This window comes from Ruegeria sp. CF4 (assembly GCF_056537345.1).
The window spans coordinates 94,094-116,545 of record NZ_JBQFRJ010000010.1 but is presented as its reverse complement, the minus strand read 5'-3'; the positions used below and the strand labels follow the sequence as shown (position 1 = coordinate 116,545).

The window sequence follows — 22,452 nt, the reverse complement described above, 5'->3', positions numbered from 1 at the left end:
CAATGTAAGGATGGGTCAAGACATGCTGACATTGCCTTTTGGCACCCCGGAAACAGCGCAGATCATCGTGATGATCGGTGTGCTGGGCGCAGGGCTATACATCCTGAACTATTTCCTTCTGCAAATGGGGATCGTGCGGGGCAGCGGTGTTCTGTATCCGGTGCTGGTGATTGTAGCTGCCAGCTGCGTGCTGATCAGCATGGCCGAAGAATTCAACCTCGCGGGTTCGATCATCCAGATGGCCTATATCCTGATCTCGGTCATGGGCCTGATACGCGGATATCTCTCGCATCACCTTGTGCGGTTCTCCAAACCCGAACGGCAATTCGTCGAGAACTATCTTGAGACGCTGAAGCCGCATCATGCACGCAGGCTGTTGAACACGGCCATTCTGGTCACGTTTGAACCCGGCGAAACGGTGATCGAAGAAGGCATCACCAGCGACTATCTGGCTTATGTACTGTCGGGCCGCACCACCATCCTCAAGACTGGTCAGGTCATCAACCAATGCGGCCCCGACCAGATTCTCGGAGAGCTGACCTTTGGCATCGGAGTGCCTGCAACCGCAACGGTGCGCGCAGCCGAACCGACCACCTGTATGGTTTTCGACAGCCAGCGCCTTGCCCGTCTGCTGCGGCGCAATCGCCAGATCGACGACGCGCTCAAGGCCGCGCATTTCCGGCATGCGCGCCAGAAGCTGCTAAGCAGTAACAATCACACGGTCAAAGCGCGCACCACCGCAGTTGCGGCCTAGGCGTCAACCATCCAGACCCACCGGCTTGCCCACAATGGTGAAGTGCAGACCCTCTGGGTCCAGCAGTTCAGAGGCGACGCGGTTGACCTCTTCCAGTGTCACTGCGTTTACCTTGTCATTGCGGGTGGCGATGTAGTCGATAGGGAGCTCTTCCATCTGCATCCCGACCATGATCCCGGCGATCTGGCCATTGCCATCGAAACGCAGCGGGTAGGCTCCGGTCAGATAGGTCTTGGCGTCATCCAGTTCCTTCTGGGTTACCCCCTCGGTCGCCGCACGGGCCCATTCATCGCGGATCACCTCCACCGCATCTGCGATGCGATCATTGGCCGACGATACCGACCCCAGATAGACCGAGGCCAGATCCTTGGGCACAAGGAAGGTCGAGATGCCATAGGTCAGGCCACGTTTTTCGCGCACTTCCTGCATCAGGCGGCTCTCAAACCCGCCACCTCCAAGGATGTGGTTTAGAACGAAGGCGGCGAAGAAATCCGGATCATCGCGGTCGATCCCCGCATGACCAAACAAGGCAACTGACTGCGGAGTATCAAAATCCACCACGCTGATTCCACCGGGGATATTCACCTCAGCCCGGTCCGGAATCGGTTTGCCGGTCGCCGGAAAATCCGCAAGCAGGGTGTCCAGCAGTGCACCCAACTCTTCGGCTGTGATGTCGCCAACGGCTCCGACATAGAGACGATCCCTGACAAATACATTGTCATAGGCGGACACGATATCCTCACGCGACAGGGCCGAGACGGATTCGATCGTCCCCTTGCCATCCGTGGCATAGGGGTGATCACCGTAGGCCATCTGGGCGAAGCTGCGCCCGGCTATGTCGTTCGGGTCGGTCTGATCCGATTTAAGCCCCGAAATCACCTGGGCGCGCACCCGGTCGATTGCGTCCTGATCAAACCGAGGTTCGTGCAGGGTGGTGCGCAACAGATCAACCACCTCATCGCGGTTCTCGGTCAGGAACCGTGCTGAGATCGAAACGGTATCATCCGTCGCGCGATACGTGAACGAGGCCGCCAGTGACTCTAGCTCGCGGGCGTAGGTCCGGGCGTCCATATCTCCGGCACCCTCCTCGATCAGGCCGCTCATCAGATAGACAGCGCCTCGCTTGTCGGCGTCATCCAGCGATGTCCCACCCCGAAAACGCAGCTCCAGCGCCGTGAAGGGGATCGAGTGATCCTCGACCAGCCAGGCCTTGATCCCGGCGGGAGAGGTAACCTCTTGGATATTGATCTCGGCCCAGGCAGGCAGGGCAACGACAAATGCGATCAGCGTCGCGAAAATCCGTTTCATTGGGTCACCTCATCGTCGCGCATCAGCCAGCCGGTGACCGAGGTTTCCAACTGCAGCACCTCGCGTGCTGCTGCGATGATCTCGTCCCCGGTGACAGCCTGAAGGATATCGGGCCAGTCCTGCACGTCCTCGACTGTCAGACCACTGGTCAGCGCCCGGCCATAGCGGTTGCCGATGGCGTCCACATTGTCGCGCGCGTAGATTTGCGATGCGCGCAGCTGCATCTTGATCCGGTCAAGGTCGTCTTCGTTGACACCTTCGGCAATGAAATCGGCAACGGTCTGATCCATTGCATCTTCCGCCTCCTGCAATGAGACGCCTTCGGCGGGCACCACCAGCAGGTCAAACGTGGTGTCATCCAGCGAAACGCCACGATAGAACGCGCCGGCATAAACAACCTTCTGCTGCTCAAACTGCAGTTTTTCGTTCAGGTAAGACGTCGTGCTACCGCCAAGCAATTCGGCCAGCAGGAATAGCGCAGCAGCCTTCTCCTGCGCACCCGCATCCCGTTCCGGCGCAAGATAGCTGCGTTGGACATAGGGTTGCGCAACGCGGGCATCCTTGAAGGTCAGACGACGTTCGGCCGTCTGGGGTGGCTCTTGCGAGCGGATGCGTTCTGGCAGATCTGAATTGGCAGGGATCACGCCATAATACTGATCTGCCAGCGTTCTGACCTCATCGGGGTCGACATCGCCCGTGACGACCAGAATGGCATTATTGGGCGCGTAATGGGTTTGATAGAAGGACAGAGCGTCATCCATATCCAGCGTCTCCATCTCGTGACGCCAGCCGATAATGGGCACGCCATACCGATGGTTGAGATACTGCGCCGCATTCATCTGCTCGCCGAACAGTGCGCGGGGGCTGTTTTCCGTGCGCTGATTACGCTCTTCCAGGATCACATCGCGTTCAGTGACAATATCGTTTTCAGTCAGACGAATGTTGCGCATCCGATCTGATTCCATCCGCATCATCAGTTCCAGCCGGTCGGCGGCAACGCGCTGAAAATAGGCGGTGTAGTCATAAGAGGTGAAGGCATTGTCATTGCCGCCATTGGCAGCAACGGTGGCCGAAAACTCTCCCGGAGCCAGCGTGTCGGTTCCCTTGAACAGCAGATGCTCAAGAAAATGCGCCACACCTGATGAACCGATGGGCTCATCCGCCGATCCGGCCCGATACCAGACCATATGCTGCACGACCGGCGCACGGCGATCTTCGATCACCACGACATCCATGCCGTTATCAAGCGTAAAAGTTGTGACCGCCTCTTGCCCCTCTTGCGCCCAAAGAGGGGTTGCAGCGATCAGGGCTGCCGACAGTGCCAGGGCCCGAACCATGGGGCGTCCTCCGTTTCGTTTGATGACAATCAAACTACGGTGGTGGTGCGCGGGTTCAAGGCCAATGACAGAAAGTTAAGAAGAATTCATCACTGCGGCGGTGCGGACGGAGTCTCAAGCCCACGGCTGCGCGCCGCTTCGTTCACATCGTTCGCATCAATCGCCTCACGCCGGTAGGCTTGCGCGTAACGGTCCACAGGGAACAGGCGAATACGCGTCAGGCGCTGCTTCTTCCGGCGAAACTCGGCATCTTCTTCGGCAACTACCTGACGGGTGTTCGCCGGCACGCCATATCGGCTTGATGCCGTCACCAGTGCCGCATCACCCGACGGGATGCCAGCGTTCGGGTTCAGTGCAGCCTCACTTCCACCCAGCGCCACAACTGCATCCGCCGTGGGGTTGGGATCGGTGAGGTTGCCACCACCCGGCGTCGGGGCAGGCAGGAAGGCATAGTCCTTTGGCTGGGTCAGCGGCTTGACCGGCAGCACCGCAAACTCATCCGGTCCCTGCCCCGGGGCCCGAAGGTTGCGCAGACCAATATCGGCACAGCCCGCAACCGAAGCGGCGAGTGTCAGGACAAGAATGGTGCGCGGCAGTCGCATCGGTATCTCCAGCCAGTTTCAGGGGCTTTTATCGCATATCGCAAAGCGCGTCACGAGGGCTTTTTGCTATCAAACAGCACTAGGCCCAAAGCTCCCGCAAATATGAACACATCAGCCAGATTGAAAACAAACGGATTGTCGATGCCGCAGCAGGACATGTTCAGAAAATCCAGAACATAGCCATAAAGCACTCGGTCCACGACATTTCCCAGCGCGCCCCCGATCAACAGGCCTCCGCAGAACAGCATGAACTTGGTGGGGGTCGCGCGTGCCAGCCAGATCAGGACGCCAAGGCAGATCACCAGCGAAATGCCGATCAGCACCCAGCGCGCGGCGTCGCTGTTGCCTTGAAACAGGCCAAAATTGATGCCGCGATTCTCGCCGTATTTGAACACGACAAGCGGTGGCAGAATGTCGATGCCATTGGGATGTTCGACCACGCGCATCACATGAACAACCAGATACTTGCTGATCTGGTCGATCAGAAACGCGGCCAGACCAGCCCAGAGGAGGAGCGCATTTCGCATCAGTGACGGAAATGACGCATGCCGGTGAAGACCATCGCCAGACCAGCCTCATCCGCTGCCGCGATCACTTCGTCATCACGCATCGAACCGCCGGGCTGGATAACGCACGTGGCCCCGGCTTGCGCCGCCTCCATCAGACCATCGGGGAAGGGGAAGAACGCATCTGACGCCACGGCCGAGCCGATGGTCAACGGTTGCGGCAGGTCCAGTGCTTCGGCCATGCGCTCGGCCTTTTTGGCCGCAATCAGGGCCGAATCGACGCGGCTCATCTGGCCCGCACCAACGCCTACGGTCGCGCCATCTTTGACGTAAACGATAGCGTTGGATTTGACATGTTTTGCCACCTTCCACGCGAACAGCAGATCGCGCATCTGTTCATCAGTCGGGGCCTTCTTGGTGACGACCTTCAGGTCATCCATGCCGACAAAGCCGTTGTCCTTGTCCTGCACCAGCAGGCCGCCCGCCACCTGACGCACGGTTTTGCCACCGGCGGTCACATCGGGCAGCGCTTCGGTGGTCAGCAGGCGCAGGTTCTTCTTGGCGGCAAAGATCGCCTTGGCCTCGTCTGATGCGCCGGGGGCGATGACGACCTCGGTAAAAATGCCGGTGATCTCTTGCGCAGTTTCTGCGTCCAAGGGCTGGTTCAGCGCCACGATGCCACCAAAAGCTGAGGTGCGGTCGCAGTCGAACGCGGCTTTGTAGGCTTCCAGCAAGGTTGCACCCTTGGCTACGCCGCAAGGGTTGGCATGTTTGATGATGGCACAGGCCGCGCCGTCGGCGGGGTCGAATTCAGCCACCAGCTCAAAGGCCGCATCGGTGTCGTTGATGTTGTTGTAGCTCAGTTCCTTGCCCTGATGCTGCACGGCTGTTGCCACGCCGGGACGGCCCGAACCATCGGTGTAGAATGCCGCCTGCTGATGGCTGTTCTCGCCATAGCGCAGGGTCTGTTTCAGCTCGCCAGCAAAGGCGCGGCGTTTCGGGGCCTCTAGCTGTAACGCGTCAGCCATCCAGTTCGACACGGCGGTGTCATAGGCGGCAGTACGTGCATAAGCCTTCTGGGCCAGCCACTGGCGGAAGCCCAGCGAGGTCTTGCCGTAGTTTTCTTCGAGCTGATCCAACAGCGATGAATAATCCTCGACATCGACCACGACGTTCACAAAGGCATGGTTCTTGGATGCCGCCCGGATCATCGCAGGGCCGCCGATATCGATGTTCTCGATGCACTCGTCATAGCCTGCGCCTTTGGCAACGGTCGCCTCGAAGGGATAGAGGTTCACGACCAGCAGGTCGATCGCACCAATGCCGTGTTGCTCCATCGCCGCGACATGGGTGTCATTGTCCCGCAATGCCAGCAGCCCACCATGCACCATCGGATGCAATGTCTTGACCCGTCCATCCATCATCTCGGGAAAGCCGGTGACCTCGCTGACGTCCTTCACCTCAAGGCCAGCCTCACGCAGTGCCTTCGCTGTGCCACCGGTCGACAGCAACTCAACCCCACGTTCGGCCAGCGCCTTGCCCAGCTCGATCAGCCCGGTCTTGTCGGAAACGGAAAGCAACGCGCGGCGCACGGGGTGAAGATCGGTCATGGGTCCAAAGGTCCTTTTGGCGTCAGTCGAATACGGGCTCGTCCCGGTGCGTGTCCCGCACGGCATAGGCTGTATCCTGAGCCTTGCTGAGCGTCCACCGGATGCGCGTCGCATACTCCATTGCGCGGCCAGATAGAACGATCTGTTTTGTCGCGCGCGGCTTCAAACGGCCTTTTTCCAGATAAACGCTTGGTTCAACAGACAACTTTCCGATGTTGTCATGACGGAAAACCCAGATCTCACCGCTTTTGAGCGCCATCGACACCGCCGCGCCGCCCAGATCCAGCGCTGCATCGACGTCGGGATGCAGGTGAAAGCGGATGTCAAACGCGATCCCCTTGAGGTTGGCGGCATCCATCGCCCGGTCGAACTGCCGCTTGGCCTTGTCGGTTGCCGTTAGCAGAATATCCTCGCCCGCCAGCTCGCGCCCGTCAAAGCGCAACTCCAGGGTTCGGGCATGGGTCAGACCGAAAACCTTGGCATAACCGTCATGACCGGCCATGAAACGGGTACCCTCGAAGGCGTCTTCGAAATCCACCGGCACGTCCTGAGGGCCGTCGACCAGCGCCTCATGCGCCGCGCCTTTCATCGGCGCGGCAAGGCGGGCGCTGGAATATCCGTCCACGCATAGCGTCGAGTGCGAGGGCGTGGCCCGCCCCGCCCGGCGCCAGTCCTGCCCGAAGCTGCCGCCCGAGCCGCAATTCACGATCAGGGGGCGACGGCCCGAGGTCAGTTCAAACGCAAGGGTCGAAGCATGGGCATTGTATGATGCAGCCCCTTTTGGCGGCGCGCTAGCATCGACCAGCACCGTGGTCCGCGACGCTGCCAACCTGGCAAAGCCCATCGATAGGTCTGAATGATCCTGCGGCTTGACCCCGCTTTGCGCCAGCGCCTGATCCAACCGCCCCTCAAGCCCGCGCCCACCGCCATGGAACCGCGCCAATGCGCCATCTGCATGGCGCAGATTACGCAATGTCGGAGCGATCCGCCGGATCGCCCCGGTCTGGGCCGCAGGCGTGCCCCGGCCCACCTCGCTGAGAGCCGCCGAGGTCCAGGCAAGCAGGGTGAAAACCTCGAGTAGCTCCTCGGGGTTGCGGGTCAGGATACCCCCTTCCGCATCAATCTGGCGTTCGCATTCACGGGCCATAGCCTTGAGCGCTGGATCAGCCATCTGCTCCAACCCATCCAAAGCCAAACCAGCTTGCACCAGACCACCCAGCGCTTCGAACCTAGGAAGGCCCGGCGTCGCCGAGGTCCAGCGTTTGGACAGGAACCATGTCTGTTGCGCCAGCGACCGGAAAAATCGCTTGCTGTGCGCCTCATCCATCCCGCGCAACAGGAATTGCGCATGGTTAATCCAGCGCGTTACCCGCCGCCCTGTCAGATCCGGGGCCCAGCCGGGACCGTGCCCGCGCCCATGCGCCTCAACCCAACCCCATACCCAACGCTGCGCTTTTTCACGCGCGCGATAATCACCGACAGCGGCCAGATCATCCAACCAGGAAAATCCGTGGCGTTCATCGTCGAAATCCGTGCTGGGGGCGGTCACATCCCAGAGATCTGTATCATCGGCTTCAACCAGATACCCGGCGAACAGCAGGTTCCCGGCTACCAGCTGCCGACCGCGTGCAAAAGACCCCACCGTGCGCGGTTCGGGTTGGCCCACGAAACCGGCGGCGGGTTTTTGCCTTTGACTCAGGCGCGCGTAGAGACGGTTCTGAAACCGCGTCCAGCGATTGGCCATTGTGTCCGAGTTTGACATGACGCTTGCGATTCTGCCCCTTGCGCTCTGCGGGCGCTTGACCACACGATAGACCGGTCCGCTCGTCAAGTCATCGAAAAGCGTCGCGTCAGGCGGATTTGTTCAGGCAGGCGATATAGAACCCGTCCATACCGCCCCTGTCGGGCCAGTAGTCGGGGCGCAAACGCAGGCCACCTTCCTCAGTGATCCAGCCTGTTTCAACGCCTTCTAGTTCAAGCGCGGCACGGTCGATCTGCATCTCGGGGTGCAGATCCAGCGCCTCTTCGATCTGCACTTCGCCCTCGTCGGGCAACAGGGAACAGGTGCAATAGACCAGCCGCCCGCCCGGTTTCAGCAAGGACCATGCGTGGGCCAGCATCTGCGCCTGCAACTCGATCAGCCCGCCGAATTCCGAGCCGTCCTTGGCGAAAGGCAAATCCGGATGGCGGCGAATCGTGCCTGTCGCCGAACAGGGCGCGTCGAGCAGGATGGCGTCGTATTGCCCCTGATGTTCCAACGCATCACTGGTGATCACTTCGGCCCTGAGGCCTGTTCGTTTCAGATTCTCACGCACCCGCGCCAGCCGCGCCTCGGAAATATCCAGCGCTGTGACCTCGGCTCCCGCCGCAGCCAGTTGCAGCGTCTTACCGCCCGGCGCGGCGCAGAGGTCCAGCACCTTTTCCCCGGCTTTCGGGGCCAGGACCCGCACGGGTAAGGCCGCCGCCGCATCCTGTACCCACCAGGCGCCCGCCTCATATCCCGGCAGAGTTGAAACCTGCCCCGCATCCCGCAGCCGGACCGAGCCAGTGGGCAGCACCTGACCACTCGGCGCGTCAGCTCCGGGCTTCAATGTCACGTCCAAAGGCGCGCCGCTGAAATGGGCCTGTTCCATACCCTTCACCGCGTCCTCGCCCCACGCCATGATCAGCGGATCACGCAGCCACTCGGGCAGGCGGGGCACGCGCATTTTGGGCCAAGCGTCCGGGCCATCGGCGGCAATCTTACGCAGAACCGCGTTTACCAACCCCTTCAATCGCCCGTGCTTGCGCGAGCGGCCAACGATTTCGACCATCGAATTGACCACCCCATGGGCAGCTTCACCCTGACACAGTTCAACCGTGCCAAGCCGCAGAGCGTTGTGCACGGTCAGCGCCGGTGTTTGTCGCAGATGATCGGCCAGCAACCGATCGGCACGCTCTAGCCCGCGCAGGGATTCAACAGTCAATCGTTGAGCGCGCGCGCGATCTTCCGGCGCAAGGCGGTCCAACGCTCCGGCCGCAAGGCATTCTGGCAACAACCGGCCCTCACCCAATATCTGATCCAGCAGATAGATGGCGCTGCGCCGCGCGGCTGTTGCAGAGTTTGACATGATGCTGAGTGTCCCTCGTGACCTTTGCCCGCATTGCCTTGGGCGGACGAGGGCGTATATCAAGGCGCTGAACGGAAAGGAACCCGATGCATGAGTGACGAGCGCAAAGACCTGCCCCCTGCCGCACAGCGCGCCCTCGCCGAGGCTGAGGAACGTCGCAAGAAGGCTTTGGCCGACGCCAAGGATCAGCCCAAGGAACTGGGCGGGCGCGACGGCCCCGACCCTGCTCGCTATGGTGATTGGGAGAAGAAGGGCATCGCCATCGACTTCTGATCAGGCCGCGCCCCGCAGCGCTTGCAGAAAGTCGTCTATTAGCGCCCGCTGCCGTTTCGACCGCACCCGATCCTCGGGCCATGTCAGCCAGTATCCATCTTTTGTCTGCAGCTCGGGCAGTTCAAGCCTGCACAATCGACCGGTCTGCAAACTGCCCTCCGCCAGGGGTACCGAGCCCAGAACGATCCCCATCCCCTGCCGCGCCGCCGTGATCGCGTGACCAACGGAATCGAAACTCAGTCGCCCCGTCGGCAAATCCTCGACCCCGGCAACGCGCGCCCAGTCCTGCCAGCCGGGGCGTTCTCCACGCAGATCAATCAGCGGCGCGCCCCAATCGACCCCCGGTGTCGCCATCGGGGCCAGCACCTCGGGCGCGATCAGTTTGGACTTGCGCCCGGACCAAACTCCTCGACCATATCGGATCTGCAGCCATGTCCGCTCCTCATCCAGAGATGAGCGGCGGGCCATGGAGTCCGTCATCACCCGTACCTTGGGCCGAAGTTCTAAAAAAGCAGGTAAGGCAGGCAAAACCAACGCGTGAATATGCGACGACAATCCAGCGACCCTCAACTCGCGCGGGGATTTGCCGAACAGATCCTCGGTATTGCGTTCCAGCGCCTGCAGGCTGTCCTGCACCAGCGGCAAATAGCTCTCGCCTTCAATGGTCAGCGACACGCCGCGCGCCTCACGCACAAACAACGACCGGCCCAGCCATGCCTCGAGGTTGCCGATTCTCTGGCTGACAGCCGCCTGCGTCAGACCAAACTCGCGTGCGGCCGCGGAAAAGCCGCCCAATCGTCCTGCGGCTTCGAATACGCGCAACCAGTCCAGTGGGGGTAATCCGATCTTTTTCTTAGCCATAAGATTTTCCAAGCCTCAGTGGCAATAAGGTTTAATTGTGGTAATGCCACGAAGCGCGTATCTCCTCAAGCAAAGCCCGCGCTGAACAGGAGATCCCCATGCTGCGCACCGCCACCCATGATGCCTCGGTCGTGACCGTCACTTTCGATACAGGCGCACAGGCCCGCTTCCATGCCATTTGGCTACGCGACAACGCGCTAGACCCCGAAACCCGCGCCCCGGGAAACGGCCAGCGCCTGATCACTATCGGTGACATCCCCGCTGACATCTCGGTCAGCACCGCTGAGGTCCTCAATGGCGATTTGAATGTCACTTTCCAGCCCGAAAACAAGACCGTGACCTTCCCTGCCGATTGGCTGGCCGATCACGTCTATGATTCCGATCAGTCTCAGGAAACCCGTCGCACTGCCCCGGGTATCACCACTTGGGAACGCGGTATCGACGCGCCCAGCGCCGATTGGGCCGAAGTTCACATCAACCCCGCGACCAAGCGCAACTGGCTGGCCGCAGTGGCCGAGTTCGGCTTCGCCAAACTGACAGGCGGCCCAACCGAGCCCGAGTCGCTACTGAAAGTGGCCGATCTGTTCGGCTATGTTCGCGAGACCAATTACGGCCCCTATTTTGAGGTACGGACTGAGGTGAACCCTACCAACCTCGCCTATACCGGGCTGGGTCTGCAGGCCCACACCGACAACCCCTATCGCGATCCGGTGCCGACGCTGCAAATCCTCTATTGCCTGGAAAACAGCGCCGAGGGTGGGGATTCCATCGTGGTCGACGGTTTCCGTGCTGCCGAAAAGCTGCGTGAACAAAACTCCGAAGGTTTCGCCCTTCTGGCGGGTTATCCGGCACGATTTGAGTACAAAGGTTCGGACGGGGTCTGCCTGCGTGCGCGCCGCCCGATGATTGAGCTATCGCCGGATGGCGAGCTGGTTGGCATCAGATTCAATAACCGTTCCTCGGCGCCTTTCGTAGACATCCCGTTCGACAAGATGGAAGCCTATTACGCCGCCTATCGCCAGTTGGGCGAGATTATCGACGACCCGGCCATGGGCGTGTCGTTCAAGCTGGAGCCGGGCGAAAGTTTCATCGTCGACAACACCCGCGTGCTGCACGCGCGTCTGGGCTACTCCGGCGCGGGCTCGCGTTGGTTGCAGGGGTGTTACGCCGACAAGGACGGGTTGCTGTCTACGCTCGCGGCGATGGAAATGGCGCAACCGGAGGCGGCAGAATGAAACCCGATTTCTCGACCCTGAACCGCGACAACATCGTCGCGTTCATCGGTGACATCTTCGAGCGTCGCGGCGGCGAGGAATATCTGGGCGAACCCGTCACCATGGCAGAACACATGCTGCAAGGGGCGACTATTGCCGAACAGAACGGCATGCCCGAGGAGATCATCGTAGGTGCCTTGCTGCATGACATCGGCCACTTCACATCGGAATTCGGCACCTATCACCCTGACGACACCGAGGATCGCCATCACGAGGACGCGGGGGCCGAGGTGCTGGAGCAATTCTTCCCCTCGGTCATCACCGATTGCTGTCGCTATCACGTGGCAGCCAAGCGCTATCTCTGCGCCACGAAGCCCGAGTATTTCAACCGCTTGTCGACCGCATCGGTCCATACGCTGGAACTGCAGGGTGGTCCGATGAATGCCGAGGAAGTCGCCGTGTTCGAGGCTAACCCGAACCTGAAAGAGATCATTCAGGTCCGCTATCTCGACGAGGCGGGCAAGCGCGCCGACATGGAAACCCCGGACTTTGCACATTTTGCCCCGATGGTGCAGCGTATGGTCGATAAGCACATGGAGGTCGCATGAACGCCCCCGAGTACATTTTCGAGGCCAGCACCAAGCCTTCGCTGCCCTGGCATGAGGTGCCGCTGATCCGCGCCACCGATGCCTCCGTCAAAGGTTATGGCTGTCTGGTCGACGACCCCGAAGGCTTCGAGATCGAGATCACCCGCTGGCCGCAGCAAGGCTGGCGGCCCATCGACGAAGGCACCGGTGACGAAGGCGGTTGGGTCGAGGGCACCTTTCGCGGTGAATGGAAGGGCGATGTGCTTTACGGTGAGAACGAAGCGGTCAATGGCCACTATGTTCTGGGTTGGTCGACCGACCCGCAGCAGGCGCAGACCGCTCGGCAAACAGCGCCGCGCGATCAGGTGCTCTTGTGGCATATGAACTATCACCCGGATGGGGGGCAGATGTTCTGGCCGCTGGACAACAAGCCCTTCATCATCCCCGCCGCCCTGCCTGGCGACAACCTGACACCGGAAAAGGTCGTGGCCTTCTGGTGCGACGGCTCGCGTGGCCTCTATATCCATCCCGGCATCTGGCATGAGGGGATATTCCCGGTCGAAGACAGCCAACGCTTCCTCGACCGTCAGGGCGCAGTTCACGCCCGGGTCAGCGCCGATATCGGCAAGGAATTCGGCGTCTACCTCGCCTGCCCATTGAGCGCAGACAAGATCAGAGATCTCTGAGGATGCGCCCTTCGGGGCGTGTTTCAGAATCCCTTAACGTTTGCCCCAAACTTCTGCGATACTCTCCTTGTGCGTGTACAAGGGAGGCGCAGATGAGATTGAACCGACGGAAAGTTGTACAGCTGGGAACCGCAGCCTCGATGAGTGCGGCGCTTCCCCGGTTTGCCGCTGGTGCAGCCGGTCAGAATGAGGCGTTCGAGGCGCAGTTCGCCGACACATTGAATCGCCTGCGCGCGGGTTTTGGCGCGCTTGGTTTTACGGAGATGGAACCGCTATCGATTGCCACCGGAAATCCGAGCTACAACGGCGGCCTGCGGCATGATTTCGATCAATCCGCCCTGCCGACTAATGCTTTCATCATTCAACCTCTGGCCCGCGTCGGTGATATCAACGAGAAAACCCGCCCCGATGTGCTGCCCCTGTTTCACGAGGTCGGGTGCCACCCGGACGGCACGGTCACGGGTCGCGATACCACCCAGCTGATGCTACGTCTGCTGACCGATACATTTGGCCTCGACCCATCCCGCATCGCGTTTGTCAGCGTCCCGCAGGCCAATGATATGCGCCCCGTTCTGGACGCAATGGACCTGCCCTTTGACCAAAAGGTGCTGCTGCGGGATGAGGCTGAGGCATTGGCCGCCCGCGATGCCTCGGGCTATTTCTTTCCCGACCCGTTCGGTGAGGATTACCTTGTCACGATGGGCGTCTATTACCGCATCGGCGACGGGGATGAGCTTGCACCCATCGCCTATCCCCCATCGGCCATCTGGACAGAGATCGGAGAGATCATCATCGGCGGGGAAGCCGCGCCTTTGGGTGTCTCGATTGGTGCCGAACGATTGACCTATGCGCTGACGGGACAGTTCCCTACATGGGATGAACGGCTCAGCTCTTTGTTCGCGCAGGTTGAACAGGACGGAGCGGAGCCGCTCGGACTTGCTGCTTTCCGCTAAGCCTCCGTCGTCAGTGCGCTTTGATGCGCATCGCGTTTTCGCGAGATCCAGACCTGCACGGCGATCAGGTATGGAACAAAGAACGCAAAGTTTTGCAAAAGGTCGAACGGGCCCGAGAAATCAGGCTCGGATCCCAGGCCACCGGTCAACAGATGCCAAACAGTATAATGCGCCCGGTAGAGCCAGGAGCCCAGCGCCAGCCAGAACAACCGCAGACCCCAGGCCCAATGGCCCGCACGATTTCCAGCCAATGCGTTGTGCGCCACCATCAGGGCTGCGGTGAACAGGCAGAGGCCATAGAGGAAGAAGGCGGCAGACATAACCGGCCCACCAATTGTCCCGCGCAGGGGGATATAGGTCATCCCCGTCATGCCGGTGATAAGCGCAAGAGTCACCAGCAGTTTTCCTAGCAGACGATGGAAACCGGTGAACCTGAGCCGAACACTATTCAGCAACTGCAATGGAACCAGCATCACCAACAGCGTACCTGCAAAGATATGCAGCATCATGGCCGCGTTGCCGACGCCCTGCTCATTTGCAAACAAGTAGCTCTGCTGAGGGGCATTTTCGGACAAGCCAATGCCGATCATACCAAAACCATGCACAACAAACGGCAACAGTGTCAGATAAAACACCGTCAGCATCAGGCCGGTTGCCAGTTTCGCCTTCGAGGAGCGCATGCCGAAAGTCTAGCGCCGACGGGCGATCCGTCCATGGGTTCAGAGCCCGAGCACATCCACCATATCGTACTGCCCCGGGGCCTTGCCCTGCCCCCAAAGCGCCGCCTTCAGCGCGCCGCGGGCAAAGATCGCGCGGTCGGTGGCCAGATGGCGCAGGACGATGCGCTCTCCGGGGGCGGCGAACAGGACGTCGTGTTCACCCACGATGTCGCCGCCGCGAATGGCGTGGAAACCGATATGACCGCGTTGCCGTGCCCCTGTGATACCGTCGCGGCCCCGGTCAGCCACATCCGCCAGCTTGACACCGCGCCCTTCGGCGGCGGCTTCGCCCAGCATCAGCGCAGTGCCCGAGGGCGCATCGACCTTGTGGTGGTGGTGGCCTTCGATGACTTCGATATCGAAATCCTCGTCCAGCGCTGCGGCAACTTTCTTGGTCAGCTGTACCAGCAGGTTGACCCCGAGGCTCATATTTCCGGCCCGAACGATCACCGCATGGCGCGCGGCTGGTTCCAGCGCCGCGATCTGCTCATCACTCATGCCGGTGGTGCCAATGATATGCACACAGCGCGCTTGCGCGGCCAGCGCGGCAAATTCCAAAGTCGCCTCGGGCGCGGTGAAGTCGATCACCGCCTGTGCCTGCGCGAAGGCCTCCAGCGGATCGTCGGTGACGGTGACGCCCAACGCTTGGCCGCCCATTGCAGTACCCACGTCTTGACCAACCCAGTCGTGGCCTGTGCGTTCTACCACGCCAACCAGACGCGCCTGATCGCTGTCGGTCACGGTCTTGATCAGCATCTGCCCCATACGGCCCGAAGCCCCTGTGATGACGATCCCCGGAATATGGGTCATTGCGCTGGTCCTTTTCGCTAAGTCGGCTCAAAGCCTCCTACCCCGTTCGCGCCCGCTTGGCAAAGCCCTGCTTTGCGCTTAGATCGGGGGAATGGCAAAGAACAAATTCCACGATGGCCCCGGCCCGTCCCAACGACAGCTGCGCGTCGGCGAACTGATCCGCCGCACCCTGTCCGAGGTTCTGGCGCGCGGAGATGTCCACGACCCCGACCTGAACCGCATGTCGATCACCGTGGGAGAGGTCCGTACCTCGCCCGATCTGAAGATCGCCACCGCCTATGTGCTGCCCCTGGGCGGCAAAGGGCAGGAAGACGTGATCGACCTGCTGGCTCGCAACAAGGGCGAGCTGCGGCGCGTAGTCGGCAAGAAGCTGAACCTGAAATTCTCGCCCGACCTGCGGTTCCGTCTGGATGACACGTTCGACCGTCTGGACGACACCCGCCGCATGTTCGAACAGGACGCGGTGCGCCGCGATCTGGACGAGTGATCCGCACGCTTGTCACATTGGGCGCTGTCCTTTGGGCTGCGCAAGCTTCTGCAGTCACCTGCGAGAAGCTGACCCATGAAGATAAGCGCTACACGGTCTGCGAGGTGGACGCGTCCGCGGCGGATCTGCGCCTGTTTCTGAACGATGAGAACGGCGAAGTGCTCGGCCATTTCTCTTCGGTGAACGAGGTGCTGGAACCTCAAGGCAAACGGCTGGCCTTTGCGATGAATGCGGGCATGTACCATGACGACCGTTCGCCCGTCGGCCATTACGTCGAAGACGGTCAGGAGCAGATGCGGGTGGTCTCAAATGCCGGACCTGGCAATTTCGGATTGCTGCCCAATGGCGTGTTCTGCATCCGTGAAAGCCGCACTGATGTGTTCGAGACATTGGACTTCGTTGATCAGGCGCCCGAGTGCCGCTTTGCCACCCAATCCGGTCCCATGCTGGTGATCGACGGAGAATTGCACCCGCGCTTTCTGCCCGATTCAACCTCGCGCTACATCCGCAACGGGGTGGGCACCAGTGCCGATGGCACCCGCGCTGTGTTCGCGATCTCAGACGACTACGTAACCTTCCACGAATTCGGCGGCCTGTTCCGCGACGTGCTGAAGACGCCGAATGCGCTGTTCCTCGATGGCAACATTTCCCGCATGTATGAGCGCGCCAGCAACCGGTCGGATATCGGGTTCTCGTTAGGCCCCATCGTGGGTGTGGTCGAAGACGCACCCTGAAATTGACAGCGCCTGAGCGATCCGCTAGGTCGCGCGCCTTAGCAAGATTCAAGGTGCAAGATGGGACGCAAACGCAAGGGACGAGACATTTCCGGTTGGCTGGTGGTGGACAAGCCCGCGGGCATGACCTCGACCGCGGTGGTCAACAAGGTGCGTTGGGCCATGGACGCCAAGAAAGCGGGCCATGCGGGTACTCTGGACCCTGAAGCGACCGGTGTTCTGGCCGTAGCTTTGGGAGAGGCGACCAAGACCGTTCCTTATATCACCGACGCTTTGAAAGCTTACACCTTCACCGTGCGGCTGGGTCAGGCCACCAACACCGACGATGCCGAGGGCGAAGTGATTGCGGCAAGCGATGCGCGCCCGTCGGATGATGACATCAAGGCGGCGCTGGCTCCGTTCCTGGGCGACATCATGCAGGTCCCGCCCAAGTTTTCAGCCGTGAAGATCGATGGTCAGCGTGCCTATAAGTTGGCCCGCGATGGCGAGGATGTGGAACTGACCGCCCGCCCCTTGTGGGTCGAAGAACTGGTTCTGGTCGACCGTCCCGACGAGGAGCATGTTGTGCTGGAGATGACCTGTGGCAAAGGCGGTTACGTCCGCTCGATTGCGCGTGATCTGGGTGATGCGTTGGGGTGCCACGGCCACGTGAAGGTACTCCGCCGCATCTGGTCCGGTCCGTTCGAGGTCGAGGACGGGTTGTCCATCGAACAGATCGACGAGATGGCCAAGACCACCGCGTTGGACGAATATCTGCACCCGTTGGAAACCGGTCTTGCCGACCTGCCCGAGCTAAAATGCACCCCCGAGGGGGCCACCCGTCTGCGCAATGGCAATCCGGGCATGGTGCTGGCCTCAGACGTGGAATACGGCGACGAAGCTTGGGCCTCGCTCGATGGCAAGGCGGTGGCCGTAGGCATCTACAAATCTGGTGAGCTACACCCAAGCCGGGTGTTCGTCACCTAAACTCCGTGCTAGGCGAAGGGCATGATCACCCGAACGCACACCAAGGGCGATGCGCCCTCGACCGCCATTTACTCCGATTGCGAGAAGTATCGCTACAGCCTCACCCGCGTGTGGGATCCCAAAGGCCGCAAGGCGCTATTTGTGATGCTGAACCCCTCGACCGCGACCGAGGTACAGAACGACCCCACGGTCGAGCGCTGCGAACGCCGCGCGCGGGCGCTGGGGTTCGGGGCGTTTCAGGTCACCAACATCTTCGCCTGGCGCGACACCGACCCGCGCAAGATGCGCGCCGCCGCCGATCCGGTGGGCCCCGAAAATGACGCAGCCATTCTGGAAGGCGTGGAATGGGCTGATCAGGTCATCGCCGGATGGGGCACGCATGGCGCACATCTGGACCGGGGTCCGGCGGTTGAGGCGCTACTGCGCGGTACCGGGCAGCCTCTGTTCCATCTGGGGCTTTCCAAGGCCGGACACCCGAAACACCCGCTCTATATCGCTTACACCCAGCAGCCCGAGCCGTGGTGACAAAGGGTTAACCACGCCTCCAACTTGGCTTTGACCAAGCGCCTGAGAACATGGGACATTTCACTCTCGGAGCAGTATGCTTGCGGAGGGTATCATGTTTCTCATCGGATTGTTCGGGCTGGCCGCAATGGGTGGTGCGGCATATGCTATGGGAGATCTCCTCGCCCCAGAAGAAGAGGATGAAGACGACCGAATCGAAGAAACGGTCGAGGAAGAGGTACCCGAGGGTAATCTTCTGGATCCCGACGAAAACATCGACGAACCGGCAGACCCCGAAGAGGTTGGCACGGGCGAAATCATCTCGGAACATGAAGGCGATCTGATCATTGCCGGAGACGAGGGCACGGATGCCCTGACCGGGAAAGACGGCGATGATCAGATCAACGGATATGGCGGTGAAGATCAGATCGACGGTGGCGCCGGGGATGATGTCCTGCATGGTGGCGCGGGCGAAGATGTTCTGATGGGCAACGCCGGGAATGATGTTTTGCACGGCGAAGCGGGAGCGGATGTCTTGCTTGGGGAGTCTGGCAACGACATTTTGTACGGCCATTTCGGCGCGGACAATCTGCAAGGTGGCGAGGGTGATGATGCCCTCTATGGCGGTCAGGATGACGATACGCTTGAGGGCGGCAAGGGCGACGACGCACTGCAAGGCGGCAAGGGCGCAGATTATCTGGCTGGTGGCACAGGCGAAGACGCTCTGTTCGGGGGAGATGGGGATGACGTTCTAACCGGCGACGACGGCCTGGACGACGACACACGCGACTTCCTGAATGGCGGGGCGGGCGATGATATCCTGATCGCGCATGATGGCGATGTGGTGACGGGCGGCAGCGGCAGCGACAGCGTTGTGGTTCATGCGGCACCCGAGCAGGACGGCGTGACAATTATGGATTTTGAGGTGGGTCAAGATAAGCTGCTGGTCACTTGGGACAGCGCTGATGATCCGGAAATCGGGATTGAAAAAGATAGCGAAAACAACGACCTGACCCAAGTAAACATCAACGGGGAAACGATTGCTCAGCTCTATGGTGCCGAAGGGTTTTCAGCCGAAGACATTCAACTGGTGACTGAAGAGTATCTGGCGCAACTGACCGCAACCGGTTAACCCATCAGAATCCCTTTGCCATTCGCAGCAAAAGCGCCTATACGCGCCCATCCGCATCGGAATCGGTGCGGTTTTCTCCATGGGCCTGTGCTGGACGACATCCCGGCCTGCGCCATCAACTCTAACCTTTAAAGGAGACCCCGATGTCGATTACTGCCGCTGAAAAAGCACGCGTCATGAAAGAATTCGCAACCAAGGACGGCGACACCGGTTCGCCTGAAGTCCAGGTTGCCATCCTGACCTCGCGCATCACCACCCTGACCGAGCACTTCAAGACCCACAAGAAAGACAACCACGGTCGTCGCGGTCTGCTGAAGATGGTTGCCCAGCGCCGTAAGCTGCTGGACTACCTGAAGGGCAAAGAAGAAGCGCGCTACCAGGACCTGATCAAAAAGCTGGGCATCCGCCGCTAAGCGCGTTTTGTCCGAGTTGTACACGATCTGAAGATCGTTTCTTCCAATTTGTACATCTCTTACGCCCGCCATTTTGGCGGGCGTTTTTCTTCCGGATGGGCCACACAGCTGCCGTTCGCTGCTCTTGCAATATTAAGCCCTACCGAGGTCAGCTTTGCGCAGGAAGCGGACTTTGCAAATTCCGAGCAGCAGCCCGATGCTACCTTTAGTTCAAAGAAAGGTGATTTTGCGACGAACCTAACGATCCCACATATTTCGCTGGAAATCACAAATACCAGAAATCAAAAGAGGTATCCTGCAAGGCAATCACGAAAACGCCAGAACCCGTTATTGCCTGCAAGTCGGGCTTTTTCACATCACAGCTCAGGTACTATTGTCTCTACTTGCGTTTCGGCATCGTTCTGGATTTTCTGAAGCTCGTCGAGCCAATTATCTTCGTGAAATGCGAGCGTTGCTTCGAAATGGGCATCCAAGACGCCAAATGCTTGGTAAATTGCAATAAAAGCCTTGTCTTTGTCCGAACGGTTCTGTTCCCGAATGCCAAAAAAAGCATCTGTGGCGCAGTTAGATGGAATTGGAAGACTAACCTTATTTGCAAAAACCACATCGACTGCATCAAAGCGGAAAGAAATCATGCAACCGTCTTTGATGTTTGGTTCACGATGCAAATTCGCGATCAGTTTCTGATCGATTAACGTGGCATCTGAGCGATAGCTTGAAGCACCCCATCTGCCCTCGCGAGAACCTCCAAATACTTGAGCGCCGCGGTTCGGATCGGCACCCATAAAAAACTCACTATAGGCGACGTCGCCTAAATCGCCGCGCCCCGCGTAAGTCCCTTTTTCAAAGGAGCCGTATTTTTCGTTCATGGCCGCGTAGACAGCATCCAGAGAGTTCTTATCAACAGAGAGTTGCCGAAAAACTGCAAACACTCGATTATCCAAAAAGCCAACAGAAATTCTCTCATCGCCAGGGTTGGCCTCATCCAAAACGAACTGCATTCCTTCTATTCGAGGGTTGTTTTCTAGGGCATCTCGCATCGAACCTTGTTGTATCAAGTCCAGGTTGGTGGTTGGTAAAGTGTAAGATTGACCATCAGGTCTGGTTGAGAACCAGCTAAGATTTGAGAGGATGAATGCCCCGTTAGCAGGGTAATTTTTGTCGGCGGGGCTCTCGCTATAGCCGCGCTCGTTGATCAATATTTGTATGACATCCTCTTTACTCATACCGACTTCAAGTCCCAATACGTCGAGGTTTGCGGGGCTTTTTGCTTCTGACGTAACAGAAAGTGGCAATATCCGCTCGGCAGAAAACTCCGCAGATTTGTTGCCCGCGGAAACATCTATCGACGCGACACTGTCCGCTAGTTCGACATTCATCAAAAAAGATTCAGGACAGCTTTGGGGGTCAGGTACAGACACCCAATTTTTACTGGCTTCCGATTTCCGTAATAAACCGTTGCACCGAAGTACTTTGTGAACCAGCCGAAAACGGCCTGCATTTTCGCCAATTGCCAATTCAATAAAGCCTTCAGGCTTAGCGTTGGGACCGACACTACCCGCATAGAACCCACCGTTTTGTTCCTGCGCCTGTGCGCCTTGCCCCAACAAGAAGGTAAACGACACCGCTGTTGCAGCTACAATATGCTTCATGATTCTATCCCATTTTACTCAGGTACATAGTCGAACTCGAAACCGGCTCTAAATTTACGAACGGCGCAATCTTCACATTTGAGACGCGTCAAAAATTTTCACATCTGTGCATGTTGTTTAGCAGATCACTCGAAATGTTTCTTGTTGGCAACCCCTTACGCGTCGGTACACTATGCGTTGACGGATGCTTCCGGTGTCGTGCAATGGCGATGCAGGTTGCTGCAACATCGCTCAGCCTGGACGGCTGGCATTCGGTCCAAAGCCGGTCTATGACAGTCCGGAAAGCTGTTTTGAGATTGCGCGATGTAGCAAAAACGGAAAGGCTAGGGAATTTTCCGGGCTCTGGCGTGTCCCAAACTTGCCGCAGATGGGCTTCAGTTCTTCGCACGCTGGTCCCCCGCGACAGTCTATACAGGCCCTGCGCAGAATTGGATGACACCAAGATGATCGTGTTCACATGAAGAAGACGAAAAGTTTTTTCGGGGCGGCCTCTTTGGATGTGGGCCGTTCCATTTTCAGCCGAAACCAACTTAAAAGGGGCTATTCATGATACCCGCAAACTGGAAAACACTTACTGCTATTGCGCTATCCGTGCCAACGGCTTCTCACGCCCAAGAAATACGGAACGGTAATTACAGCGGAGCCACGCAGGCCAGCACGACCGTGGTCGTGAACATCAACAACAAGCGGGGAGACATCACAATCCTCGCCAATGGCTGCCTTGGCTTCGTGGAGGGCATTCTGGCGCGCAATGACAAGGGACAGCTCTTTCTGGTCGATGACCTCTATGACGAGTCGCAGTGCGCGGTTGCCCTCATTCCTCAGAGTGCGACGAGCTTTCAGACACAGGAAGGGCCAGAATGCAGTTACCACCACGGGGCTGCTTGTGACTTCAATGCTCTTGTTCAGTTGCAACAATAGTAGGAATGCGAGATGCGATGGATTCTTAGAGCAAATCGATTACAAGACGTTCTGAACATCACGCCTCTACCATTTTCTAACCAGTTAATAAGACTGATCCCAACACTGCTGCCCGCCAAACCAGATGTTGACACTGCTGCCTAGAAATGTGGATTTGCCGGCTTAATCGGGTCCATTAATGAGCTATTGCACCATTCAAGAGCAAAGATGCGGAAAGCAGTAAAGCCCGCAATCCGCACTTGCAGAGTCTCGTATTGAAAGTCCGCTTCGGGCTGAGACCTGCCGAATGCCGCTGCGGCAACTTAGCGGTACG

At 59.2% G+C, this 22,452-nt stretch carries 24 protein-coding genes; 13 read left to right on the top strand and 11 right to left on the bottom strand.

Annotation, left to right across the window (positions count from 1 at the left end; all coding sequences use genetic code 11):
- The first annotated feature begins 22 nt into the window (after positions 1-22).
- Entirely contained in the window at positions 23-754 is a 732-nt protein-coding gene (locus ACR0NF_RS17710; RefSeq protein ID WP_480778699.1) for a Crp/Fnr family transcriptional regulator, read from the top strand.
- Between the two features lie 3 nt (positions 755-757).
- Here ACR0NF_RS17710 and ACR0NF_RS17705 read toward each other — a convergent pair whose 3' ends face one another.
- The 7 genes from ACR0NF_RS17705 to ACR0NF_RS17675 form a co-directional block, all read right to left on the bottom strand.
- The gene (locus tag ACR0NF_RS17705; protein WP_480659893.1) at positions 758-2,062 is read right to left on the bottom strand and encodes a M16 family metallopeptidase; all 1,305 of its coding nucleotides are present in this window, start codon (positions 2,060-2,062) and stop codon (positions 758-760) included.
- Positions 2,059-3,399, bottom strand: a complete 1,341-nt coding sequence (locus tag ACR0NF_RS17700) for a M16 family metallopeptidase (RefSeq protein ID WP_480667955.1) — start codon at positions 3,397-3,399, stop codon at positions 2,059-2,061. The genes ACR0NF_RS17705 and ACR0NF_RS17700 overlap by 4 nt, the downstream gene beginning before the upstream one ends.
- An 89-nt stretch (positions 3,400-3,488) precedes the next feature.
- The gene (locus tag ACR0NF_RS17695; protein ID WP_480471623.1) at positions 3,489-4,001 is read right to left on the bottom strand and encodes a DUF3035 domain-containing protein; all 513 of its coding nucleotides are present in this window, start codon (positions 3,999-4,001) and stop codon (positions 3,489-3,491) included.
- Positions 4,002-4,051: 50 nt separating this feature from the next.
- Positions 4,052-4,528 carry a signal peptidase II gene (lspA, locus tag ACR0NF_RS17690; RefSeq protein ID WP_480471622.1) on the bottom strand — a complete coding sequence of 159 codons (477 nt, stop codon included), beginning with the start codon at positions 4,526-4,528 and terminating at the stop codon, positions 4,052-4,054.
- Positions 4,528-6,117 carry a bifunctional phosphoribosylaminoimidazolecarboxamide formyltransferase/IMP cyclohydrolase gene (purH, locus tag ACR0NF_RS17685; RefSeq protein WP_480667956.1) on the bottom strand — a complete coding sequence of 530 codons (1,590 nt, stop codon included), beginning with the start codon at positions 6,115-6,117 and terminating at the stop codon, positions 4,528-4,530. The genes lspA and purH overlap by 1 nt, the downstream gene beginning before the upstream one ends.
- 22 nt (positions 6,118-6,139) lie before the next feature.
- Positions 6,140-7,879: a heparinase II/III family protein gene (locus ACR0NF_RS17680; RefSeq protein ID WP_480667957.1), complete on the bottom strand. Its 1,740-nt coding sequence runs from the start codon at positions 7,877-7,879 to the stop codon at positions 6,140-6,142.
- Between the two features lie 88 nt (positions 7,880-7,967).
- Positions 7,968-9,227 (bottom strand): RsmB/NOP family class I SAM-dependent RNA methyltransferase, encoded by a 1,260-nt coding sequence (locus ACR0NF_RS17675; RefSeq protein ID WP_480667958.1) that lies wholly within the window; start codon positions 9,225-9,227, stop codon positions 7,968-7,970.
- A gap of 90 nt (positions 9,228-9,317) precedes the next feature.
- Here ACR0NF_RS17675 and ACR0NF_RS17670 point away from each other — a divergent pair, with 90 nt between their 5' ends.
- Positions 9,318-9,500, top strand: a complete 183-nt coding sequence (locus tag ACR0NF_RS17670; protein WP_480471618.1) for a DUF1674 domain-containing protein — start codon at positions 9,318-9,320, stop codon at positions 9,498-9,500.
- Here the strand turns inward: ACR0NF_RS17670 and ACR0NF_RS17665 are convergent, their stop codons facing one another.
- The gene (locus tag ACR0NF_RS17665) at positions 9,501-10,361 is read right to left on the bottom strand and encodes a LysR family transcriptional regulator (RefSeq protein ID WP_480471617.1); all 861 of its coding nucleotides are present in this window, start codon (positions 10,359-10,361) and stop codon (positions 9,501-9,503) included.
- Between the two features lie 98 nt (positions 10,362-10,459).
- Between ACR0NF_RS17665 and tmpA the strand changes: the two genes are divergently transcribed.
- The 4 genes from tmpA (at position 10,460) to ACR0NF_RS17645 (ending at position 13,801) form a co-directional block, all read left to right on the top strand.
- Complete coding sequence (gene tmpA, locus ACR0NF_RS17660) at positions 10,460-11,596, top strand: 2-trimethylaminoethylphosphonate dioxygenase (RefSeq protein ID WP_480471616.1); 1,137 nt, start codon at positions 10,460-10,462, stop codon at positions 11,594-11,596.
- Positions 11,593-12,183, top strand: coding sequence for a (R)-1-hydroxy-2-trimethylaminoethylphosphonate oxygenase (gene tmpB, locus ACR0NF_RS17655; RefSeq protein ID WP_480778698.1), 591 nt, complete (start codon positions 11,593-11,595; stop codon positions 12,181-12,183). The genes tmpA and tmpB overlap by 4 nt, the downstream gene beginning before the upstream one ends.
- Positions 12,180-12,848 (top strand): ureidoglycolate lyase, encoded by a 669-nt coding sequence (locus ACR0NF_RS17650; protein ID WP_480778697.1) that lies wholly within the window; start codon positions 12,180-12,182, stop codon positions 12,846-12,848. Before tmpB ends, ACR0NF_RS17650 begins: the two co-directional genes overlap by 4 nt.
- 92 nt (positions 12,849-12,940) lie before the next feature.
- Positions 12,941-13,801 carry a hypothetical protein gene (locus ACR0NF_RS17645; protein WP_480778696.1) on the top strand — a complete coding sequence of 287 codons (861 nt, stop codon included), beginning with the start codon at positions 12,941-12,943 and terminating at the stop codon, positions 13,799-13,801.
- On the opposite strand, the gene ACR0NF_RS17640 is transcribed toward ACR0NF_RS17645, so the two are convergent.
- A complete protein-coding gene (locus tag ACR0NF_RS17640; protein ID WP_480778695.1) occupies positions 13,798-14,481 on the bottom strand; it encodes a DUF2306 domain-containing protein in 684 nt (227 codons plus the stop codon). The two genes, ACR0NF_RS17645 and ACR0NF_RS17640, sit on opposite strands and share 4 nt — an antisense overlap.
- Before the next feature lie 39 nt (positions 14,482-14,520).
- The gene (gene dapB / locus ACR0NF_RS17635) at positions 14,521-15,330 is read right to left on the bottom strand and encodes a 4-hydroxy-tetrahydrodipicolinate reductase (RefSeq protein ID WP_480778694.1); all 810 of its coding nucleotides are present in this window, start codon (positions 15,328-15,330) and stop codon (positions 14,521-14,523) included.
- 91 nt (positions 15,331-15,421) lie between these two features.
- Here dapB and rbfA point away from each other — a divergent pair, with 91 nt between their 5' ends.
- The 6 genes from rbfA (at position 15,422) to rpsO (ending at position 19,566) form a co-directional block, all read left to right on the top strand.
- On the top strand, positions 15,422-15,817 hold the full coding sequence (rbfA, locus tag ACR0NF_RS17630) for a 30S ribosome-binding factor RbfA (protein ID WP_480471610.1): 396 nt from the start codon (positions 15,422-15,424) through the stop codon (positions 15,815-15,817).
- Positions 15,814-16,551 carry a phosphodiester glycosidase family protein gene (locus tag ACR0NF_RS17625; RefSeq protein WP_480778693.1) on the top strand — a complete coding sequence of 246 codons (738 nt, stop codon included), beginning with the start codon at positions 15,814-15,816 and terminating at the stop codon, positions 16,549-16,551. The genes rbfA and ACR0NF_RS17625 overlap by 4 nt, the downstream gene beginning before the upstream one ends.
- 60 nt (positions 16,552-16,611) lie before the next feature.
- Positions 16,612-17,517: a tRNA pseudouridine(55) synthase TruB gene (gene truB / locus ACR0NF_RS17620; RefSeq protein WP_480778692.1), complete on the top strand. Its 906-nt coding sequence runs from the start codon at positions 16,612-16,614 to the stop codon at positions 17,515-17,517.
- 21 nt (positions 17,518-17,538) lie between these two features.
- Positions 17,539-18,042, top strand: a complete 504-nt coding sequence (locus ACR0NF_RS17615) for a DUF1643 domain-containing protein (protein ID WP_480778691.1) — start codon at positions 17,539-17,541, stop codon at positions 18,040-18,042.
- 94 nt (positions 18,043-18,136) lie between these two features.
- The gene (locus tag ACR0NF_RS17610; RefSeq protein WP_480778690.1) at positions 18,137-19,153 is read left to right on the top strand and encodes a calcium-binding protein; all 1,017 of its coding nucleotides are present in this window, start codon (positions 18,137-18,139) and stop codon (positions 19,151-19,153) included.
- Between the two features lie 143 nt (positions 19,154-19,296).
- Positions 19,297-19,566, top strand: coding sequence for a 30S ribosomal protein S15 (gene rpsO / locus ACR0NF_RS17605; RefSeq protein ID WP_008757925.1), 270 nt, complete (start codon positions 19,297-19,299; stop codon positions 19,564-19,566).
- A 356-nt stretch (positions 19,567-19,922) separates the two neighbouring features.
- Here rpsO and ACR0NF_RS17600 read toward each other — a convergent pair whose 3' ends face one another.
- Positions 19,923-21,218, bottom strand: coding sequence for a hypothetical protein (locus ACR0NF_RS17600; RefSeq protein ID WP_480472871.1), 1,296 nt, complete (start codon positions 21,216-21,218; stop codon positions 19,923-19,925).
- Between the two features lie 546 nt (positions 21,219-21,764).
- On the opposite strand from ACR0NF_RS17600, the gene ACR0NF_RS17595 reads away from it, so the two are divergent.
- A complete protein-coding gene (locus ACR0NF_RS17595; RefSeq protein ID WP_480471962.1) occupies positions 21,765-22,139 on the top strand; it encodes a hypothetical protein in 375 nt (124 codons plus the stop codon).
- The last annotated feature ends 313 nt before the right edge of the window (positions 22,140-22,452 follow it).

Bases quoted from the DNA above. Each gene is read 5' to 3' on its own strand.
- dapB (WP_480778694.1), bottom strand. From the start codon at position 15,330: ATGACCCATATTCCGGGGATCGTCATCACAGGGGCTTCGGGCCGTATG.
- ACR0NF_RS17705 (WP_480659893.1), bottom strand. From the start codon at position 2,062: ATGAAACGGATTTTCGCGACGCTGATCGCATTTGTCGTTGCCCTGCCT.
- ACR0NF_RS17640 (WP_480778695.1), bottom strand. From the start codon at position 14,481: ATGCGCTCCTCGAAGGCGAAACTGGCAACCGGCCTGATGCTGACGGTG.
- ACR0NF_RS17695 (WP_480471623.1), bottom strand. From the start codon at position 4,001: ATGCGACTGCCGCGCACCATTCTTGTCCTGACACTCGCCGCTTCGGTT.
- truB (WP_480778692.1), top strand. From the start codon at position 16,612: ATGGGACGCAAACGCAAGGGACGAGACATTTCCGGTTGGCTGGTGGTG.
- ACR0NF_RS17675 (WP_480667958.1), bottom strand. From the start codon at position 9,227: ATGTCAAACTCTGCAACAGCCGCGCGGCGCAGCGCCATCTATCTGCTG.
- ACR0NF_RS17600 (WP_480472871.1), bottom strand. From the start codon at position 21,218: ATGAAGCATATTGTAGCTGCAACAGCGGTGTCGTTTACCTTCTTGTTG.
- ACR0NF_RS17595 (WP_480471962.1), top strand. From the start codon at position 21,765: ATGATACCCGCAAACTGGAAAACACTTACTGCTATTGCGCTATCCGTG.
- rpsO (WP_008757925.1), top strand. From the start codon at position 19,297: ATGTCGATTACTGCCGCTGAAAAAGCACGCGTCATGAAAGAATTCGCA.
- ACR0NF_RS17610 (WP_480778690.1), top strand. From the start codon at position 18,137: ATGTTTCTCATCGGATTGTTCGGGCTGGCCGCAATGGGTGGTGCGGCA.
- rbfA (WP_480471610.1), top strand. From the start codon at position 15,422: ATGGCAAAGAACAAATTCCACGATGGCCCCGGCCCGTCCCAACGACAG.
- ACR0NF_RS17670 (WP_480471618.1), top strand. From the start codon at position 9,318: ATGAGTGACGAGCGCAAAGACCTGCCCCCTGCCGCACAGCGCGCCCTC.
- tmpB (WP_480778698.1), top strand. From the start codon at position 11,593: ATGAAACCCGATTTCTCGACCCTGAACCGCGACAACATCGTCGCGTTC.
- ACR0NF_RS17615 (WP_480778691.1), top strand. From the start codon at position 17,539: ATGATCACCCGAACGCACACCAAGGGCGATGCGCCCTCGACCGCCATT.
- tmpA (WP_480471616.1), top strand. From the start codon at position 10,460: ATGCTGCGCACCGCCACCCATGATGCCTCGGTCGTGACCGTCACTTTC.
- ACR0NF_RS17710 (WP_480778699.1), top strand. From the start codon at position 23: ATGCTGACATTGCCTTTTGGCACCCCGGAAACAGCGCAGATCATCGTG.
- ACR0NF_RS17680 (WP_480667957.1), bottom strand. From the start codon at position 7,879: ATGTCAAACTCGGACACAATGGCCAATCGCTGGACGCGGTTTCAGAAC.
- ACR0NF_RS17645 (WP_480778696.1), top strand. From the start codon at position 12,941: ATGAGATTGAACCGACGGAAAGTTGTACAGCTGGGAACCGCAGCCTCG.
- lspA (WP_480471622.1), bottom strand. From the start codon at position 4,528: ATGCGAAATGCGCTCCTCCTCTGGGCTGGTCTGGCCGCGTTTCTGATC.
- ACR0NF_RS17665 (WP_480471617.1), bottom strand. From the start codon at position 10,361: ATGGCTAAGAAAAAGATCGGATTACCCCCACTGGACTGGTTGCGCGTA.
- ACR0NF_RS17650 (WP_480778697.1), top strand. From the start codon at position 12,180: ATGAACGCCCCCGAGTACATTTTCGAGGCCAGCACCAAGCCTTCGCTG.
- ACR0NF_RS17700 (WP_480667955.1), bottom strand. From the start codon at position 3,399: ATGGTTCGGGCCCTGGCACTGTCGGCAGCCCTGATCGCTGCAACCCCT.
- purH (WP_480667956.1), bottom strand. From the start codon at position 6,117: ATGACCGATCTTCACCCCGTGCGCCGCGCGTTGCTTTCCGTTTCCGAC.